The sequence below is a fragment of the Nocardiopsis gilva YIM 90087 genome, from assembly GCF_002263495.1.
Lineage (GTDB): Bacteria > Actinomycetota > Actinomycetes > Streptosporangiales > Streptosporangiaceae > Nocardiopsis_C > Nocardiopsis_C gilva.
In genome coordinates, this window is record NZ_CP022753.1 from 32,249 (window position 1) to 49,098 (window position 16,850).

General features: G+C 68.0%; 22 protein-coding genes and 1 tRNA gene. 3 read left to right on the forward strand and 20 right to left on the reverse strand.

Going from position 1 to position 16,850, the window contains the following annotated elements:
• Window positions 1–55: 55 nt before the first annotated feature.
• The 18 genes from CDO52_RS00220 to CDO52_RS00300 all read right to left on the reverse strand — a co-directional run bounded on the left by CDO52_RS00220 (window position 56) and on the right by CDO52_RS00300 (window position 13,236).
• Entirely contained in the window at window positions 56–814 is a 759-nt protein-coding gene (locus tag CDO52_RS00220) for a VG15 protein (protein ID WP_152471667.1), read from the reverse strand.
• The gene (locus CDO52_RS00225) at window positions 811–2,151 is read right to left on the reverse strand and encodes a phage portal protein (protein ID WP_017619399.1); all 1,341 of its coding nucleotides are present in this window, start codon (window positions 2,149–2,151) and stop codon (window positions 811–813) included. The genes CDO52_RS00220 and CDO52_RS00225 overlap by 4 nt, the downstream gene beginning before the upstream one ends.
• The gene (locus tag CDO52_RS00230; protein WP_198345809.1) at window positions 2,148–3,779 is read right to left on the reverse strand and encodes a terminase; all 1,632 of its coding nucleotides are present in this window, start codon (window positions 3,777–3,779) and stop codon (window positions 2,148–2,150) included. The genes CDO52_RS00225 and CDO52_RS00230 overlap by 4 nt, the downstream gene beginning before the upstream one ends.
• Entirely contained in the window at window positions 3,776–4,150 is a 375-nt protein-coding gene (locus tag CDO52_RS00235) for a hypothetical protein (RefSeq protein WP_017619401.1), read from the reverse strand. The genes CDO52_RS00230 and CDO52_RS00235 overlap by 4 nt, the downstream gene beginning before the upstream one ends.
• Before the next feature lie 918 nt (window positions 4,151–5,068).
• Window positions 5,069–5,794: a DNA-methyltransferase gene (locus CDO52_RS00245; protein WP_017619402.1), complete on the reverse strand. Its 726-nt coding sequence runs from the start codon at window positions 5,792–5,794 to the stop codon at window positions 5,069–5,071.
• A gap of 150 nt (window positions 5,795–5,944) precedes the next feature.
• A complete protein-coding gene (locus tag CDO52_RS00250) occupies window positions 5,945–6,232 on the reverse strand; it encodes a DUF6221 family protein (RefSeq protein WP_017619403.1) in 288 nt (95 codons plus the stop codon).
• Window positions 6,229–6,984, reverse strand: coding sequence for a hypothetical protein (locus CDO52_RS00255; RefSeq protein ID WP_017619404.1), 756 nt, complete (start codon window positions 6,982–6,984; stop codon window positions 6,229–6,231). The genes CDO52_RS00250 and CDO52_RS00255 overlap by 4 nt, the downstream gene beginning before the upstream one ends.
• A 30-nt stretch (window positions 6,985–7,014) precedes the next feature.
• Window positions 7,015–7,212, reverse strand: coding sequence for a hypothetical protein (locus tag CDO52_RS00260; protein WP_017619405.1), 198 nt, complete (start codon window positions 7,210–7,212; stop codon window positions 7,015–7,017).
• A 19-nt stretch (window positions 7,213–7,231) separates the two neighbouring features.
• Window positions 7,232–7,576, reverse strand: coding sequence for a hypothetical protein (locus tag CDO52_RS27005; RefSeq protein WP_152471670.1), 345 nt, complete (start codon window positions 7,574–7,576; stop codon window positions 7,232–7,234).
• Window positions 7,577–7,854: 278 nt separating this feature from the next.
• A complete protein-coding gene (locus CDO52_RS28450) occupies window positions 7,855–8,046 on the reverse strand; it encodes a hypothetical protein (protein WP_232524347.1) in 192 nt (63 codons plus the stop codon).
• Window positions 8,043–9,398, reverse strand: coding sequence for a DNA primase family protein (locus tag CDO52_RS28455; RefSeq protein WP_232524348.1), 1,356 nt, complete (start codon window positions 9,396–9,398; stop codon window positions 8,043–8,045). The genes CDO52_RS28450 and CDO52_RS28455 overlap by 4 nt, the downstream gene beginning before the upstream one ends.
• Window positions 9,399–9,707: 309 nt before the next feature.
• A complete protein-coding gene (locus CDO52_RS28460; RefSeq protein ID WP_232524349.1) occupies window positions 9,708–10,367 on the reverse strand; it encodes a bifunctional DNA primase/polymerase in 660 nt (219 codons plus the stop codon).
• On the reverse strand, window positions 10,364–10,591 hold the full coding sequence (locus CDO52_RS00275) for a hypothetical protein (RefSeq protein WP_232524350.1): 228 nt from the start codon (window positions 10,589–10,591) through the stop codon (window positions 10,364–10,366). Before CDO52_RS00275 ends, CDO52_RS28460 begins: the two co-directional genes overlap by 4 nt.
• Before the next feature lie 275 nt (window positions 10,592–10,866).
• A complete protein-coding gene (locus CDO52_RS28465) occupies window positions 10,867–11,133 on the reverse strand; it encodes a hypothetical protein (protein ID WP_232524351.1) in 267 nt (88 codons plus the stop codon).
• Between the two features lie 257 nt (window positions 11,134–11,390).
• Window positions 11,391–12,191 carry a PD-(D/E)XK nuclease family protein gene (locus CDO52_RS00285; RefSeq protein WP_017619410.1) on the reverse strand — a complete coding sequence of 267 codons (801 nt, stop codon included), beginning with the start codon at window positions 12,189–12,191 and terminating at the stop codon, window positions 11,391–11,393.
• Complete coding sequence (locus tag CDO52_RS28470) at window positions 12,191–12,340, reverse strand: hypothetical protein (RefSeq protein ID WP_232524352.1); 150 nt, start codon at window positions 12,338–12,340, stop codon at window positions 12,191–12,193. The genes CDO52_RS00285 and CDO52_RS28470 overlap by 1 nt, the downstream gene beginning before the upstream one ends.
• 156 nt (window positions 12,341–12,496) lie before the next feature.
• Window positions 12,497–12,967: a hypothetical protein gene (locus CDO52_RS00295; protein ID WP_017619412.1), complete on the reverse strand. Its 471-nt coding sequence runs from the start codon at window positions 12,965–12,967 to the stop codon at window positions 12,497–12,499.
• Entirely contained in the window at window positions 12,964–13,236 is a 273-nt protein-coding gene (locus CDO52_RS00300; protein WP_017619413.1) for a hypothetical protein, read from the reverse strand. Before CDO52_RS00300 ends, CDO52_RS00295 begins: the two co-directional genes overlap by 4 nt.
• Before the next feature lie 421 nt (window positions 13,237–13,657).
• Here CDO52_RS00300 and CDO52_RS00305 point away from each other — a divergent pair, with 421 nt between their 5' ends.
• Window positions 13,658–14,278 carry a hypothetical protein gene (locus CDO52_RS00305; RefSeq protein ID WP_017619415.1) on the forward strand — a complete coding sequence of 207 codons (621 nt, stop codon included), beginning with the start codon at window positions 13,658–13,660 and terminating at the stop codon, window positions 14,276–14,278.
• A 215-nt stretch (window positions 14,279–14,493) separates the two neighbouring features.
• Here CDO52_RS00305 and CDO52_RS00310 read toward each other — a convergent pair whose 3' ends face one another.
• Window positions 14,494–15,465, reverse strand: a complete 972-nt coding sequence (locus CDO52_RS00310) for a tyrosine-type recombinase/integrase (RefSeq protein WP_232524551.1) — start codon at window positions 15,463–15,465, stop codon at window positions 14,494–14,496.
• Complete coding sequence (locus CDO52_RS28475; RefSeq protein WP_094932149.1) at window positions 15,347–15,838, reverse strand: phage integrase N-terminal SAM-like domain-containing protein; 492 nt, start codon at window positions 15,836–15,838, stop codon at window positions 15,347–15,349. The genes CDO52_RS00310 and CDO52_RS28475 overlap by 119 nt, the downstream gene beginning before the upstream one ends.
• 112 nt (window positions 15,839–15,950) lie before the next feature.
• On the opposite strand from CDO52_RS28475, the gene CDO52_RS00320 reads away from it, so the two are divergent.
• Window positions 15,951–16,023, forward strand: a tRNA-Lys gene (locus CDO52_RS00320).
• A 357-nt stretch (window positions 16,024–16,380) separates the two neighbouring features.
• Window positions 16,381–16,794, forward strand: coding sequence for a VOC family protein (locus CDO52_RS00325; protein WP_026125929.1), 414 nt, complete (start codon window positions 16,381–16,383; stop codon window positions 16,792–16,794).
• Window positions 16,795–16,850: the final 56 nt, after the last annotated feature.

The window sequence follows — 16,850 nt, forward strand, 5'->3', positions numbered from 1 at the left end:
CGGCATGACCGTCCTTGGGCGCGGACGTGGCGCTTACCCGCAGGGCGCGGGCGGTCTAGGCGGCCTCCCGGCCGGTTTCGCGTTGGTGTAGGTCGAGGTAGCGGCGCCAGCCGGCGAGGCTGCCGTTGGCATGCTCGTCCCACAGGTGCGAGAGCTCGAGGTAGTGGTCGTGGCCCTCCCAGTCGTTCCGGTCGAAGACGGGCACGACCTCGCAGTCGCAGTTGTTGTGAAAGGGTTCGCCAGTAGACGCCGCGTTGCGTCCGCGGCCCTCGTGGCGGATGAGTGCTGCCTCGGCGGATCGGTACACCGGGCCGCGGCTTGCGAGCATGGTGCAGAACGCGCAGTTGTAGGCGCCGGTGAGCCGCCGCGCGTACCCCAGGGCGCGCCTGTCGTGTCGGGCCGCGTCGATCGATGCCTGTCTCCCGGCGTCCTTGGCGTGCCGGTCGGCCACGGTGACGGCCTCCTCGACCACCGCGGAGGGCACGGTGTCGCCCTCGTCGAGGGAGTCAAGCCGTGGCCGGACCATCTCGCCCAGGCCCTTGTCGAGGGCCTGGGGTGGATAGTCGCGGCGGGGGAACTCCACGGGCGATTCGAATCCCAGCACGCGGTCTCGCTCGTCGCGATACGCTCGCTCGGCCAAACGCCAGTAGTCCATCCGCGCCCGGTACACCGCCGGGTAGGCAGCCTGCACCGCGGCGTTCCACTCGGCTTGCGATGGCCGGGGGCGCAGCGCCGTCCGGAACAGCGGCAGGAGCGCGGCGCGCAAGCCGAGAGCGATCATCGACCGCTGACGCTGCCGTTCCTGCGGGGTCACGGCGCAACCTCAGTTGGACGTTGCCCGGCCTCTTGGATGAGCTCCAGGTAGCGCACTGCCGGGTCCACGGCACCGAGGGACCTCAGGTGCCGCCGGTACTCCGGAGAGAACCCCAGTTGTTCCCAGGCGGCTTCCTGCGGCAACAGGCCCGCCTGGAACAGCTTGGTCACGGCATCGGCGCGCGCCGCATAGGTCGGCGTGGACGGATCGCGCCACACAGTCTCCAGCCGGTTGGCGCCCTGCTCGTCGCGGCCGACGATCCGCATCGCCAGCCGCATCGCCTGCTCCCATGCCTCCCCGAACATGCGGGCACGGCGCTCGGCACGCTTGACCAGCCGCGCCTCGCTACTGCGGATCGCATCCGCACTGGCTGGGTTGTCGCTGGTGAAACCGAGGAAGTGCGGAGGGAGACCCGACAGCGCGCCGACGATCCTGGCGTAGTGGTTGATGACCTCGGTGAAGTTCCTCAGATCGGCGCCCGGCAACTGAACGGCCTTAGCGTCTTGGTTGGCCAACGCCTTCATGCGGCCGAGGTAGGCCTCCCAAGTCGTCAGAGCCTTGCCATTCTGATCGACGAAGTCGTCCTTCTCCACGCCGAAGAAGATGTTCTGCGGTACGGCCAGCAACTCCTGGGCGCCCTGAAGGTTCGTCAGGGAACGGCACGCAGCGTCGGTGATCGGGATGACATCGGCCATCTCCGACCGGCCCCTGCGATCGGAGAGGCGGGACCGGTTGGTAATGGGTACTACCGGCACCACACCGAGGTTGTGTTCGTCGGTTGGAAGGTCGGGATTGGAGCGCCACCGGCCGCAATCAAGGCGGAAGTGCCCCGTGCGCTGCGGTAGGTACAGGGTCGCGGCGTGGGCCTGCCCATCGCGGGTGTCGTAGAGCCGCAATGCCCGGGTGACTCGGCGGGTGCGCGGGTCGATCTGGGCGTACATGGACCGGGCCGACTCGACCGTGATCACCGGAGCCGCACCGGCGTTCTCGGGCGCGCCGACGGCGATGTAGGCGCGACCCTGGACCAGGGCCTCCAGGTGCGCCAGCCCGGACTCCTCATCGAGGTTGTTGGCCTGCCACCAGCCCCACAGTTCTTCGTCGGCAGTGACGGCGCCGCCTAAGCGGAACCCCTCGACGTCGAGCCTCTCTTCGAGCGAGTCGACGACGAGGCGAGGCCAGTTGACCACGGTGGTGAGTTTGCGCATTTCCGGTGGTAGGGCGAGCCCCATTGCCTCCAAGCGCAATGCCCCGTCGTAGTAGGCATCGAGGCGCGCCTGCTGGCTCGTGTCCTCGGTCATCTTTTCGCCCAGATGCTGGACGAGGTCGGCGTCGCTCACCGGAAGACCACCACCTTCCGGTCCACGGGCCGGGCGCGCCCGGACGCTTCGAGTTCGTGGCGGGCCATGTCGGCAAGCAGACAACCGGCCCACGCGTCGACCTTGTTCTTCGATCCGCGGCGGTCTTTGCCGAACGAGACGCCGTACCGGTTCGGTCGGCGGCGGGCGTTGAGCACCTGGCGGCGCAGGCGGGGATCCCCGGTGTGACGCACCTTGCCATCGGCGACAGCCGCGACGAGGCGCTCGTTGGCGAGTGTGGACTGCTGCAACCTCCCCCGCATGTCCCAGGCGATTGGCTCCCGCACCGACGCCTTCACCAGCAGCCGCTCGCGGTAGGTGCGAGTCCAGCCGTCAATGTAGGACTCCCAATGCTCGACGTCGGCGAAGAACGCGAGAACCTCATAGCGCGTGAACGCCGTGTGCACCGCCTCGTCGACCGCTTCCCGATCGACTTCCCACCCATCGCCAGCGGGGCCGTCCGGCCGCTCCCAGATACCCAGCGGCACGAACAGGCGGTCGGAGATGCGGCAGGCGATGAGCACCGTGGCGTCCTCGCGGATGGACCCGTCAAAACCGAGCACGATCCGGTCGCCCTCGGCCAAGCGCTCATCGATCCGGCAGGCGTCCCAGTCCACCGGCGCGACTAGGCCGTCTTCGGCGGTCACCACCTGGTTGAGGTAGAACCGGCGAGCGTCGGCCGGGTGGGTGCCCAGGTCGTAGACCTCGGCCATCACCCGGTCGACGTCCACCCACGGCGCGTCGGCATACAGGTCGGCGAGCCCGGCGCGTAGCTCGGTGGGATCGCCGAGGTTCTTCACATGGGCTTGGGGGTGGTAGCGCATCAGGCCGACGTCAACCGCCGACCCTTCGGCGATCTTGTCGGCGTAGGCGGCGGTCTGCTCGGCCACGGACTCCTCGCCGGGGGTCCACGCGTTCGTGGTCTCCAGCGACCGGCCGCCCATCTTGCCCAAGTTGCGGCGCAGCGTTGCCGCCAACCGAATCCCTCCGTTGGAGGTGACCCACAGGTGCGGCTCGTCGAGGATCGCGTCAGTCAGCCGCTGCCCCTCCCTTGACGGAGCCGATGCGGTCACCGGCTCAAGACGACCGGTGCGGGTCCGTACCCGCGTCAGCCCCACATCGAGGCCGGGGATCGCGTCCGCCGCCGGCCCCTCGCGCAGCATCGCCAACACCAGGCTCATGGTGTTGTCGGTCTGGTCCTGGGAGACGGCGGCGAGCTGGATATGCGGCGACGGGTGTGGTCGACCGACGGCCTCCCCCTGGGCGTCGAATCCGTCGAACACCACGTCGGCGCTGAGCGCGCAGCAGGACAGGGCCGCCGCCAACGGCGACTTCCCCGACCCTTTCGGCAAGACCACCTGCCCGCGGCGGAACAGCCATCGGCCGCGCCGATCTACCGCGTACCACCACGCGACGAGGCGGGCCTGCGTGTCCGTCCACTGCCATGGCTCGCCCGCAGCGTGGCCGTCAGGCTGCGCAAGGAATGCTTCGGCCCAGGCGAGTACGCCCCACCCGAGTGTCGGCACCCCGTAGTCCGAAGGCATCCCCATCGGCAAGCCATCATCGGACAGCGGGATGTACTCGCCGTCGACAAGCAGGTGAACCGTCATGCGGTGCCCCGCTTGGACCAGCGGGCGCGTGCCGCAGCCCGCGCCTGGTCGGAGATGTGCGCGCTCTTCTGGTGTGCATCGGCGGGGGTGTCGGGGAGCTTGAGCGCCTTCAGCAGGCCGGCCAGAACCGCCCGGTGCTGGCGCAGCTCTGAAACGAGCGGGGATGCGACGAGCTGCCCCTGGGAACCGGTCACCATCAGGGGAGCATCGGCCAGCTCGTCCTCCAGGCGCTGGACGATGTCAGACTCACGGCAGGCATCGGTAAGCAGCCGCACCTCGTCGGGGCGCAGCGTGTAGGCGGGGACGATCGACTTCCACAGGGCACGACCGGCGGTGCCGAGCCGGGTAGGCATGCGGGGGGTGTCACCCACGGCGGGACACCCCCCGTCCGCGAAAAACCCGGCGAAGCGCACGCACACCCGGAGCCGCTATGACGTACCGGTCGGCTCTGCCCTGAGGGAGGGGGTCCCTCCCTGGGTATTCACCGGGCGCTACGGCCTGGACGTCCACTGACGCGCTGGCCGATCAGCCCTGGGTGCGGTTCAGGATCGCGTCGGCGTTTCGGCTGCTTTGCTGCGGCTGCTCTTCCGCCTTCGCTCGACGACTTCGCCCGGTGGTGTGGACGGCACAACGACCTCAGGTTCTGGTCGCTGTGGTCGTCGCCGTTGACGATGTGATCGACGTCGGTGGCAACACGTTCACAGCGTTCACCGTGCTCAATCCATGTGCATCTATAGCCATCCCGTTCAAGGACCCCGGCACGAACCGACGGCCACGACCGCGGGAGTCTTGATCGCCGGGTGGAGTTTCGCCAACCAGACACCGCCACCCCCAGACGCGACAAGGATCCCCAGGTTCACGATGTGTCCATTTGTGGCCAGGATCGGAGATCAGGACGCGTGCGGCTGCTATCACCTAGCGTGACTAGGATTCCCCTGAACAGACGGGAGCTCCCATGTACCAGGACCCGCGCTACCACCAAGGCCAGTGGCAGCCGCCTCAGCACCCCCAGTACCCGCCGCCCTACCAGCAGCCGCAGCCACGCATGGTCAAGCGTGTGGAGAAACGGCGTGGTCTTGGGGGCTGGCGAACTCGACTCACCTGCTGCTGACGGTGCTCACATGCGGGTTTTGGCTGCTGGTTTGGATTCCGTGGTGGATCGTGCGGATGGTGATTCCCCGGAAGCGGGTGACCCGGGAGTACTACCGCTGATTACCAGCATCCAGCTAGGCCTCTGCAGACCCGGCCCTCGCGCGGACCCCTGGTAGACGAGGGCCGGGAGCGCGGGGCTACGGGTGGTGGCCGGTTTCAGTGAGGCGTTGCCGGGCAACGTCGGCGGAGTGCGCGGCTACTTCGACGCCGACGAACTGCCGCCGTTCAAGCAGCGCCGCGACGCCGGTCGATCCGGCCCCGGCGCACGGGTCCAGGATGGTCCCGCCGACGGGTGCAATCTTTACGAGCTCGCGCATGACCGCGACTGGTTTTTGCGTGATGTGCTGTCGCTGCTTGCCTCGCGGCTGCGAGCCTTCGAGTAGGCCGGGCAGGTAGATGGTCGGTGCGTGGCGGTAGGGCTGGCCGTGCGACGCCCACAGTACGTACTCACATTCGGCCTTGAATCCGTCCCGAACTGGGCGGCTGATCGGCTTGTGCCACGGGATGACGCCGCGCCAGGTCCACCCGGCGGCCTGTAGTGCGTCGGACGTGACCGGTAGCTGTCGCCAGTCGGTGAAGACCAGGGCCGAGCCGCCGGGGCGGGTGAGGCGCAGGCCCTCCGACAGCAGTAGCGCTAGCCAGGCGAGGTAGCCGCGCTGGTCGCGGTTGTCCCCGGCGAAGTCGGCGAGGTCGTGTTGGGCGTCGCCGCTGACGTACTTGCCGCGTGCGGTGTCGCTGCGCCGCTCTGCGGGTGTGCGACCCCCGCTGTTGTATGGCGGGTCGGTGATGAGGGCGTCGACGCTGCCGGTGGGCAGAGTAGGCAGGACCTGCAGGGCGTCGCCCTGGTGAACGATGGCGGTCACGCGTGCTCCGGTTGACGGGAGGGGTCCGCTCCGGAAATACGAACGGCCCGGTTCGTCCCATGGACGGCGCCGGGCCTACATTGGTCGATCTGTGGACACAGTTATCCCGCAATTAAGGTAGCGCCTGTGGATAACTCGCGCAACTGTTGATCACAGCTTCCACATCGGGTCATAGTCGGGATGGCTGCTGTAGACCTGGGCCATGTGATGGAGAACTTCCTTCAGTGCGCCGAGGGACTGATCTATCGGTAGGCTCGGGACCTTATCCTTCTGCCCCTTCACCCAGCGGTAGTTTCCAAGAATGCGGGCTTTGGCTCGGATGTCAGCAACCAACTGCTCGTAGGGGTAAGGCTCGGCGGGGTATCCATGCGCCTTCGCCCTGTCCACCCGTTGGGCGTCTTCCTCCAGGCGCGCTCTTAGGAATTCTTCGATAGTCATGACGCCATCCTGCCGTCTTTACTAACCGCTTCGAGCCGCCCGTTCAGCCAGCCCCATTCGTGTTCCGGCCATGCCGGACGGCCGTACACCCAGGTCCCGCAGTCTGCGGGCGGCGGCGAGCACACATCCGAGGTGCACACGATCACCAGTGCGTTGGCGACGAGCCGCACGACTAGGGTTCTCTCCCCTCCTGCGGGCGCCTCGGACGTGACTCCCCGGCACCATGCGCACATCACAGAGAGCCGGTGTCCGTCGACGATTTCCCCGAGCGCGCCCTCTAGTCGCGCCCGCATTCGGCGCACGGTGTGCTGGGCATCGTCGAGCGCCTCGTGATCGATCTCGGCCGCAGCCGCCAAGTGCTCGCCGACGTGGGCGAGGTACAAGCCGAGCGCCGGGTAGTCGTAGGCCGTGGTCGGCGGAGCGAGAACATCGACGCCAGCCGTCTCGGCGATGCGCTCGGCAAGCTCGTCAGCGGTGGTGAGCAGCTCGGTAAGGACGTCCAGGACATCGAGGTCCATCGGCGCCTTCGACCCTCCGAGGACGCTGTCACCTCGCTCGGCACGCTCGGTACGGACAAGCTCGTCGCGACGGCGCCGAGCGTCAGTGGCGGCGTGGCCTACCGGCCGGGGGCGTGCCGTCCCGGGGATCCGGGACTGGTACAGGTCGGGCCAGCGGTCGGAGATCCACAGCAGGTCGGCGCGGACTTGGCCCAGCCTGCGCGCCCAGGTGACGGTCAGGGTCTCCGTGTTCAACAGCGCTCCTCTTGGACGGGAAGGACGGGTTCAGGGTTCGCGGGTCTCAATGACGACATATGCGCCGTCCGGGTCGTCTTGGCCATCGTGGTTCTCGCGGTAGATATGGCCGGTGGGCTCCTGGTAAAGGTCGTAGCCGACCTCGCGCATCAGGAGCCGCACGTCGGCGCTGCCCGGATCAGCGGTGATGCGGGCGTCGAGGAGGTCGCGCAACCGCCGAAGGGTCATCGGGGAATATATGGCGTTCTCAGAAAGGGATGGGTTCGCCATCGTCAGCCTCCTTCTCCGTTGAAGTGAATTCCACTGCCAACTCCGGAATAGGCCCGGGACATTCGTGCGCGGCGAGCACGTGGTGGTGGCGCTGGCGTATTCGGAATTGGTCGCGCTCGGCGACCTCCTGGTGTTGTCCGGCGGGGAACAGGTCGTAGGTCAACCGGCCTGCCAAGCGAGCGTGGAGCTCCTGGGCGGGGTCGAGCGAGACGGGGTCGAGTCGGACAGTCAGCGCGGCGAGGGGTGCGTCGAGGGCCAGGACGACCACGGCACGGCAGCGGGCGCAGACGTCGAGCTGGGCACGGAGTCGAGCAGTGGTCACCAGCACCCCTGTGACGGGTCGGGTGACGGATGACGGGTGTGACACGTGGTTCGGGTTGAGCGGCTCGTGTGCGTGCGCATGCGCGCGTGGGAGGCGATGCGGCGAGAATCCGTCATATCTGTCATATGTGTCACCACCTGCCTTCTTTTTGGCTCCGACGTGTCATCGGATGTGTCATTGCCGGACGTGGATGTGTCATGGGTGGGGTACTGCACGTTCTTCTGTGGCCGGCAGGGTGCTGACAGGTCATGTCGGGGGGGGCGGACGGGGTGACGGGTTCACCAGCCGCTCTCATCCGCCGTGTGGTTGAGGTGGACCCCGGCGTAGTAGCGGGTGGAGGCGGACCGCTTCGTGGTGACGCCGTGGCGTTTGAGCTCGGTGGTGAACTTCTTCGCCGAGACAGGCTCTTCTCCCTCGCTGCGGCACCAGGCCTCATAGGCGGCGCGGAGTTTGCCGCCGACGATGCTCATGTGCTGTTGCGAGGGGTCGCCGAGCGTGCACATGTCGGTGAGGAAGCGGGCGACGGTGTCCTGGTCTTGTTCGTAGGAGCGGGTGGCGAGGCGGACGCTCTCAGGTGTGGGAAGTCCTTGGGCGAGGTAGTCGGCGGCGCCGCGGATGAGCCAAGCGAGGATCGCCGGGCCTTCGCCGTCGACGAGCTTTTCCTCCAGGTGGGGGTCGCGGCGGTCTTCGGGACGGTGTGCAGGAACGGGACGAGGCGGAGCCTTCGCCAGAACGCCGGTCCGCCGGTGCGCACCTGCGGCTGGTGGTTGCCCAGCAGCCACAGTGTGTGCGTCGGGGTGAAGCTGAAGAAGTCCTGTCTCATGAACCGGCCGGTGATGACGTCCCGGCCCGTGAGCATCTTGATGCGGGCCTCGGCGAAGCGCTGACCGTCGTCGAGTTCGGATGCCACGACCAGGCGTGCCCCGGCCAGCCGGGCTATCTCAGTGGGGTGGCTGTTGGCCGACGACGCCAGCAGCATCTCCGAAGGCGCGGAGATGGCGTAGCCGGTCTCGCCGATGCCGACGAGGCGCATGACGGTGTCGGCAAGCGTGCTCTTGCCGTTGGCGCCGTCGCCGAATGCGAAGGGGAGGAGCTGTTCGACCACGGTGCCGATGAGGGAGAGCCCGAGGAGGCGTTGCACGTAGGCGATCAGTGTGGGGTCCCCTCCGAAAGTGTCAGTGAGGAATTGGCCCCATCTCTCAGCCGGAGCGTCGAAGTCCGGGGCGACGAGCGTGGAGCGGGTGTGAAGGGCGGCAGGGTCGGGGGCGCCGAGGGTGCCGGTACGGAGGTCGACGACGCCCGACGGTGTGTTGAGCTGCCAGGGGTCGCCGTCGAGTTCGGCGAGTGGAGTGACGATGCGGGGGTCGGTCTGAGCTACCTTGACCATGGCCTCCAGCCCGCGGGCGGACAGCGATCGCGCCTTGTGCCCGGCGTCCTCCTTGGCCTCGTCGGGCAGGCTTCGTGCGATGGCGCGGGCGAGTTCGCGCACCCGGCCTCGGTCGTCCCACGTCCAGCGGTGGCCGTCCCACACCAACCAGCCCCTCTGAGGACAGTGACGCACCTGGTGAGCGTGCTCGTCGACCAAGCGCAGGGCGTTGCCGTCGTCGGTGCGGGTGTAGGTGTCGGGGCCAGCGGAGGGGCGGGCTCGTCGACTGACAGCGCGGCGGTGCCCTCGATGGGCGCGGTTCCCGGCTGGGAAAAGCGGGTGCCGCCGACGAGGGTGAGCCGCGGCCGGGAGGGGTCGGGGCAGGCTTGCCGTACCCGGCCTGCTTGAGCGCGCGGGCCGCGGCGCGGTAGTCGCCGCCGTGTTCGAGGAGGGCATAGGCACCGAACTTTGTGTACGGCGTCTCGCTGGCGAATTCCGCGCTCGTGGTGAACACGTACAGCCTGTCCCTGTCCTCGGCGCGGCCAGTGGTCGCTGAGACTCCCATGCGCTTGCCGGGGCGCCGCCAGTACCGGGTGCGCCCGGACGTCCACAGTTCGGTCCACCCGTGCGGGGTGAGGATGTCGGACCAGTCGGTGCGGGCCTCGTAGTCGTCGCCGGGTGAGGTGCCACCGCCGGTCGAGGACGGGGTGGCGGTCTGAGGCATTGCGGCGGGCGGCGGGGTCTCGTCGAGCATCCGAGCGAGCTCTAGGAGGGCGTCGGAGTGCTCCCGGTTGAGGACGGCGATGGTGTCGGGCCACCGGACTGCAGGGTCCACCGGCCGCCATTGGGGTGTACCGGGCCGTGCGACGGCGCGACGACGAGGAACCCGCCCTCTGACTTGGTCTCGATGAGGACCTGGGTCCTCTGGTTCGGGTTCTCGGCCAGCTCCTCGGCCGTGCTTGGGCGGCTGGCGAGTTTCGTGTTGGCAACGCCCTGGCCGTCGTCGACGCGCCAGAGCAGATGCAGGCCACCGGACGCGGTCGACTCGGTGTAGCCGCCCATTACCTGGCGAAGGGCGTCTCCCAGGCCGCTGTTGTCGGCCAGCTCCACGTACTGGGCGAAGATCCCCTCGTCGACCGCGCGGCCTTCCACGTCCAGGGCGACGAGGCCGCCGGACACGGCCCCGGCGACGATGCCGACACCGGGGTGGCCGTGGGCGAACCACGCGCGAACCCGATCCTCGCCGGGGCGGGCGGTCATGTAGTCGCGCCACCGGCCAGTGCCCGGGGCCTTGGTGCCATCTGAAGCGGCGGGGATGACGCACAGCCCGGCGGCGTGGAGGGCCAGGGCAGCATTGAGCGTGTGGGGCACGTGGGTCCTGTCCGGGTCGTGCTGGTGGGGTTGCGGGTCGGTGGGGCCGCTCATCGGCGCGCGCCCTGCCACTGGCGGACCTGGTGGGCGTGGGTGCCGGGGTCGGTAGAGGTGACGTAGCCGATGGGCTCGATGACACCTCGGCGGCGGGCGTGGGCGAACCGGGCGCCGATGGCGGCGGTGCGCGCGTCGTCCGGGATTTGCGCGCGGATGTCGTTGGCGCTGAACGGCTTTCCGGTAGCAGCGGCGCGGGCGATGAGAAGGTCGATCGCGGCCACGTCATCCCGGCGGCCTGCTCGGCGGCAGCCATCCCGGCATCCCTCAGTCGCTCCCCTCGGCTGTGGTGTGCACTGCTCCCCTCGTCCTCGTCGTCGTGCGTGGCCGGTGCGTGGTGCCCGCCGCGGGTTGCACGCGGCGTGTCCGACTGGATCCGGTCGGGCTGAGGTCCAGCTTGGGCGAGGCAGGGAGGGAGGCGGGAAGAGGCGCAGGGGAGGCGATTTTTCGCCTCGTGCGCCTCCCCTACGCCTCCCTGGGCGCCTCCCCTGGTGACCTGCTACTTCTGCTGCAGGGACTTCAGCAGCGCCTGAACGGCGGGGTCGTTGGGGTCGGCCATCCCCGAAGCCGCCGCCGGGGCCTGGGCGGCGGGCGCCTGCTGTTGCGGCTGGGGCGCCGGGGCGGGCTGGGACACGGCGGGCTTCGCATGGGCGTCCAGCCACGCCTGGGCGCGCTGGGCGTCGGTGCCCTGCTCGTCGAAGGGCTGTAGCACCCACGCCTCAAAGCCGCTCGCGGTTGTGGCCTTGCCGATCCGGCCCAGCACCATGTGGGCGCCGGCGTAAGGCGGTTGACCAGGCCGCCGTGGGTCATCAGGACGCCCTCGCGCAGCTCGGCGTCGGCATCAAGGTCGACGACGTCCACCGTGGCGGCCGGGACTTCTTTGCCCTTGAACTGGTCGAAGCGGTCTTCGATCTTGTGGCAGTTGGTGATCAGCACCAGGTGGCCGTCATGCTCGGCAGGCTTGAAGAAGCCTCCGCCACCGGAAGGCTGGGAGAAGGTGAAGGACATGGGTGTCTCCGTTTCCTATGCGGCCTTCGTGGCCTGGGTGGTGTTGGTGAGGTCGCCGGGGCAGCCGACGGACAGGTCGGTGCTGGCAGGACGCCACCACGGGCAGAACCGGCATGCGCTGGTTGCCGCGGCGGGAATGTGGGCCCACATCTGCGGGCGTGATTCGGGGTCCAAGGCGACGAGGGCGTCGCGGACGGAACCGAGGCGCTTGAGGGCGTTGAGGGCGACCTGGCGGTCGTAGGGCTCGGACCACACCCACATCCCGCCGAGCATCCCGCCGCGCGGATAGAACGCCAGAGCGACTGTCTGGGGGAAGAAGCCCAAACGCTCGAAGCCGAGGCCGTAGAGGTTGGCCTGGACCCGGTACTGTTCCCGGACTCCTTCGGCCTTGTACTTGCGCAGCGCGGAGTCACCGACGACCTTGTGGTCGATCACGGTATTCGTGGCGGTGTCGTAGGCATCGCACGACCCAGAAAGCCGGTAACCCGATACGGATCCGTCGTCGACTTCCACGGGGCTCTCAATGAGGAACCGTCCTGGCTCCTTGTCGTTGTGAAGCAGCAGGGCGTCAGCCAGCCAGGCGTGAGTGGCGGTACCGACGATGCTCGGCCAGGGGTCGCCGCCGTCGTTGACGGTCGGCCAGTCGAGGAGCTTGTAGGCCAGGCGGCGGGGGCACGGGTCGCCGACCTCCGAGGGGCCGATCCGGCGCTGACGGGAACGCGGCGCGTTAGCGGACGCGGCCATGATGACGTCGGTCAGCGTGCGCTTGATGCCCTCATTGGAGTCGGGCTCGACGGCACCGGGCTGGGTAAACATCAAGCCCCACCGTCCTCGACGTCGAGGAGGACGAACCGCCGGCCCGGCTCTCCGGTACGGGTGTATTCGGCGATCAGGTCCGGGTGCTCCCGGCGTAGCCGCCTCGTGTCGAGGCGCTCGACGGGTTTCGTCCAGCGGTAGGTGATCACCGGTCGCCCACCCACTCGAGCCTCGGTCGCCTCCCCAAACGCCCCTTCAACTGCCCTCGATGACGGCCTCAGTCTGCTTAAGCTCGGCGATCTGCGCGCGCACCTGGCGCAGCGCGGCGACCCAGGTCGCATCGTCGTCGAGATCGATGTGCACGTTCATGCAGCTTCCTCCCGGGCGTGCAGCGGCTCGCCGTACCCGGCCGCGCGCAGCAGCGCAGCTGCGGCGGAAAGGTGCATCCGGACCGGTGCAGTCACGGTGATGTCGGGGAGAGGGCGGCGGGCGCCGAGCAGTGCGGCCAATGTCGCTGCGTCCATGTGCGCCCACCACGACGCGGCTCTATCCGCACTGAACCCTGCCCGCTTGGTCACCAGCACGGCGACGTCGGCGCCAGCGTTGCGCCGCTCGGTCTCGGTCTCCTCCAGCCAATCCCGTATGAGGGAGTCTCCAGCGGTCTCCGCGCTCCTCCCGGACTTGACCTCCCACACGACGCCTGGGGTGCCGGTGATGTCGCCGCGGTCGGCCGCGCCGGACAGTGCGAGCCGCTCGGCATATGGCCACCCGTGTGGGCGTAGGAAGCGAACGACGGCGCTCTCGGCGGCGGTGCCGATCGCCTTGGATCTGCTCACGCGGCGTCCTCCTCTGCGCGCTTGCGCCGACGCGCCTCGACTCCGAGCCTCGACAATTCGAGGTAGAAGGCGGTTCGGTCGTTACGTGCTGCCTTGCGGCGGTCTTCCTCGGACATCACGCCGTCGGGGTCGACGTCACGTTCGTAGCTGGCCTCACGAGCCGTGTTGGCAGCGGCCAGCCGCTCGGCTCGGATCGGGGTGCGTGCCCAGGAGATGTGTGCTGCGCGACGTGCGATTTCCTTGCGCCGCTTGGGATCAGGGTGGGCCATCAGTCGACCTCCACAACTTCGAAGAGGTCGTCGAATCGGCAGTTGAGGGCAAGGAGGGCTCGGGCGATCATCGAGGCCGACGGGGCATCTCGCCGGTGCCGACACGCATGGCGGTGGTGTGGGAAACGCCCAGGGCTCTGCCCGCGCGGTGTGGGTCGTCAGGCCCGCGGCGGTCATGCACCGCTCCCAATGTGTGCGGCGAACCGCAACTCGGGCGAGCGACTGCGGTCGCAAGATCGTGTGCATGGACCGCACGTTAGCCCTGGCGTTTATCCGCACGCAAGAGCGAATTGCGCTGATTCATCAGGGATGACGTCGTGTATGTGCGTTGCATGCACACCCTGAAGGTAAGAAACTTGTCGCGTCCGGGCAGGTTAGGTAACCCTCGTAGACAGACGAGAGAAGCTGTAGTGTGCGCTGCATGCACAGCCGAAAATCTTCCCCGCTCTGGGAGCCGATCGCCCTGAACCAAGCGCTCGACGACCTGAAGGAGCTCGGCTACACGCGCGACCGCCTGGCCAAGGTCGCACGGGTCCACCGCTCCCAGGTCAGCCGCTGGGCGCACGGACTTCACCGCCCCAACCACGACGCTGTCGACCACCTCGTCGAGCAGCTTCTCTCTGAGGACAGCCGAACCGAGGTTCGTGACGCGGTGCTCGCCTTCGCCGCTGCGGCCGGTTACCGAAAGAACGTGGAACCAGAAGCCTCGCCACCCTCGTCTGAGCGAGAAGCTGCTGCCTCGCTACAGGACGCCCGGAGCCGCGACGGTGAGGAACTGGTGAACGTCCAGAGCGACCAAGAGCACGGTGTCGAAACGCACCGCTATCTGGTCGCCGATGAGGACTTCGAGATCGTGCAGCGGGTGTACCGCTCGATCGCCGACGACTTAGAAGAGGACGACGACTTGCCGAGGGAACAACGCCGAGCCCTGCTCGAGCACGCGCTGGAGCGGGCACGCGATGACGCGTTGATGATGCTGCATATGCGCAGGGAGCAACGACGCCGCAAGCAGCGACGGGAGCAGCAGGACGATAGCCCTTAGCACATTTCGCAGTCATGCGCGTGGCCGGATCCGGCCACAGCTGCCGGTTTCCCCTCAGCGGCGCGGCTTACGGCGCTCGGATGCTGGCTTTGTCACGGTATGTGGTGGATTCTGACTTTAGGTCGGCCTACCATGATCACCTCGAACACCTATCCACGCACGTCAGGGGAGGGACTGTGCCGTACCGATCCCCCATCGCCCCCCAATTAACCCCTCTATTTCCCCTTGCTCTCAGGACGACGAGGGAGCTGGCAGCGCCCGACTCGTTCATCACGACCGTGATCAAGATGCGCGGGGAGCTCATCACGGTCATCGACGCGCGTGAGGGCATTTCCATCCGGCACCTGTTGCGTGATTACGACCACCACCTGCGCGGTGAGGTCCGTGAAATGTTCTGCGAGGCCGCGGGTCTGACCGACCCGAGGAAGGATCGGGCTGCGTTCTGGCGAGAGGTCGAGTCGCGGTGGGACCCTGCCGCACCTGTCACGCCGGAGCTCATGCGCGAACTGACGCGTGAATTCCGCCTCTACGACCTCAGCGAGTTTCCTGGCCTGAACCTCAACTAGGTCACCGAGCAGGCGCGCCCCCGGACCTGGGAGGGATCCGGGGGCGCTGGTGTATCGCGGGTCAGGCTGCTGTGGCCTGGTCTGCCGGGAGACGCGGCGGTGGGCGGTGCGGGCACGGGCCGCCGCGGCGGACGCCCCGTAGCGTTTGGCCATCGCGGCGGACTTCCATCCGCAGATCGCCATGAGCTCTTCCTCGCTGAGACCTGAGAGCTTCAGGAGGTGTGCGGCTGTGTGGCGGAACAGGTGCGGGTAGATGTGGTGGATTCCGGCCAGCTTGGCGCGGCGCTTGAGCATCTGGCGGACGCCGGAATCGGTCAGTGCTCCCTTCGGGCTGAGCCAGAGCTCCTTGCGGTGGCTCTTGTTGTGGTTGCGGCGCGCTCGGAGGTAGCGGTCGATGGCGTAGGCGGCGGCGCGTCCGATGGGGACGAGGCGCATGTCGCCGCCCTTGAGGGTGACGCGTAGGGCGGACTGCTGCAGGAGGACGTCGTTCGTGTCGCTGTCGTCAGGGGTGTAACGGAGTCCGACCAGGCCGGAGACGCGCACTCCGTTGTCGAGGAGGGTGAGAATGATCGCGCGGTCGCGGCGCGCTTCGAATGAGTTCCCCTTGCAGGTCTTGAGCAGTGCGGTGATGTGCTCCGGAGCGAGCACGGGATGTCCTTCGTGGGACCTTGGGCGCGCCGACCTTGAGCATGGGGTTCTTGCCGACCTTGATCTCTTCTTCGCGCACGAGCCAGTTGTAGAAGGCGCGGAGGTTGCGGAAGTCGATGGCCGCGTTGCCTGGCGAGGTGTCGGTCTGGCGCTTGCGGAGGAAGTCACGGATGTGAGCGGGCTTGGCCTTGCCTGCCTTGAGCTCGCGGTCGTGGTCGGCCTGGTAGGCGGCGAAGAGCGTGATGGTGTCGCGGTAGCGCTTGATGGTGCGCTCCGATCGGCCGCGGGCTTGTAGGTCGAGCTCCCAGCTGGCCATGTGCTCAAGGAACAGGTTCTTGACGGTCATCGGTCGCCTCTCACGTTCAGCTGATGTCGGAATCCTCAGCTGTGCGACCGTCGTGCGACTCGGGTAAAGTGACCTCCGTCGGAGAAACCCCTGCACAGTCGGGGGTTCTCACGGGCCATTAGCTCAATTGGCAGAGCAGCGGACTTTTAATCCGCGGGTTCAGGGTTCGATCCCCTGGTGGCCCACCCCGTTGTACTGGCGTTTCCCTTACCCGAGGGGGACGCCGGTTCTCGTTTGGTCGCAGTTCGAGTCGCGGACAGCGGCCGCCTGGGAGTCGAGAGATCTCGCCTCCACGCCACCGCCCCGACCAGCCGACGCGGGCCGCTCCTGGACCACGAGGGCGGATGGCGACCCCCTCCGCGCGAGGGTGTGCTTTCGACGGGAAACGCGATGCGTTGATCGTCGCCCGGCCGACCGACCGCGCTCGACCGAGCGCGGGCACGACCGGATCGGCCGATGTCCGACATGCCGGGGCGATAGCCACCGCATATGCGGGATGAACTGCGACGATGGTGGTTCGCCACGGTTTGGGAGGGCCTGCGATGACGTCTCGACTCAACCCTTACATCAGCTTCCCGGGCACGGCACGGGAGGCAATGGAGTTCTACAGCAGGGTCTTCGGCGGCACGCTGTCGCTGAACACCTATGGGGAGTACGCACCGCCGGGGACGCCCGGGGCCGACAAGATCATGCACGCGATGCTCGAGACGCCCAGCGGGTTCACGCTCATGGCGGCGGATGCTCCGCCGGACATGGAGCACAAGGCCGGAAACGACATGTCGATCAGCCTGAGCGGGGACGACACCGACGATCTGCGCGGCTACTGGGAGAAGCTGTCCGAGGGCGGCAGCGTGCAGGTGCCCTTCGAGAAGCAGATGTGGGGCGACCTCTTCGGGATGTGCACGGACCGCTTCGGGGTGACGTGGATGGTCGACGCCTACGACGCTCAGGCGTGAGGTGATCTCTTCTCGCCCCTGATCTCGTGGGTCGAGGTCGGGGGCCGCCGGGGCGG

What these genes read in the sequence shown, in the direction of transcription:
- CDO52_RS00230 (WP_198345809.1), bottom strand. Translation starts at nt 3,779, where the DNA reads ATGACGGTTCACCTGCTTGTCGACGGCGAGTACATCCCGCTGTCCGAT.
- CDO52_RS00250 (WP_017619403.1), bottom strand. Translation starts at nt 6,232, where the DNA reads ATGACTATCGAAGAATTCCTAAGAGCGCGCCTGGAGGAAGACGCCCAA.
- CDO52_RS00260 (WP_017619405.1), bottom strand. Translation starts at nt 7,212, where the DNA reads ATGACCCTTCGGCGGTTGCGCGACCTCCTCGACGCCCGCATCACCGCT.
- CDO52_RS28450 (WP_232524347.1), bottom strand. Translation starts at nt 8,046, where the DNA reads ATGAGCATCGTCGGCGGCAAACTCCGCGCCGCCTATGAGGCCTGGTGC.
- CDO52_RS28455 (WP_232524348.1), bottom strand. Translation starts at nt 9,398, where the DNA reads ATGCCCTCCTCGAACACGGCGGCGACTACCGCGCCGCGGCCCGCGCGC.
- CDO52_RS28460 (WP_232524349.1), bottom strand. Translation starts at nt 10,367, where the DNA reads ATGAGCGGCCCCACCGACCCGCAACCCCACCAGCACGACCCGGACAGG.
- CDO52_RS28465 (WP_232524351.1), bottom strand. Translation starts at nt 11,133, where the DNA reads ATGGTGCTGGGCCGGATCGGCAAGGCCACAACCGCGAGCGGCTTTGAG.
- CDO52_RS00285 (WP_017619410.1), bottom strand. Translation starts at nt 12,191, where the DNA reads ATGTTTACCCAGCCCGGTGCCGTCGAGCCCGACTCCAATGAGGGCATC.
- CDO52_RS00300 (WP_017619413.1), bottom strand. Translation starts at nt 13,236, where the DNA reads ATGGCCCACCCTGATCCCAAGCGGCGCAAGGAAATCGCACGTCGCGCA.
- CDO52_RS00305 (WP_017619415.1), top strand. Translation starts at nt 13,658, where the DNA reads ATGCACAGCCGAAAATCTTCCCCGCTCTGGGAGCCGATCGCCCTGAAC.
- CDO52_RS28475 (WP_094932149.1), bottom strand. Translation starts at nt 15,838, where the DNA reads ATGACCGTCAAGAACCTGTTCCTTGAGCACATGGCCAGCTGGGAGCTC.
- CDO52_RS00325 (WP_026125929.1), top strand. Translation starts at nt 16,381, where the DNA reads ATGACGTCTCGACTCAACCCTTACATCAGCTTCCCGGGCACGGCACGG.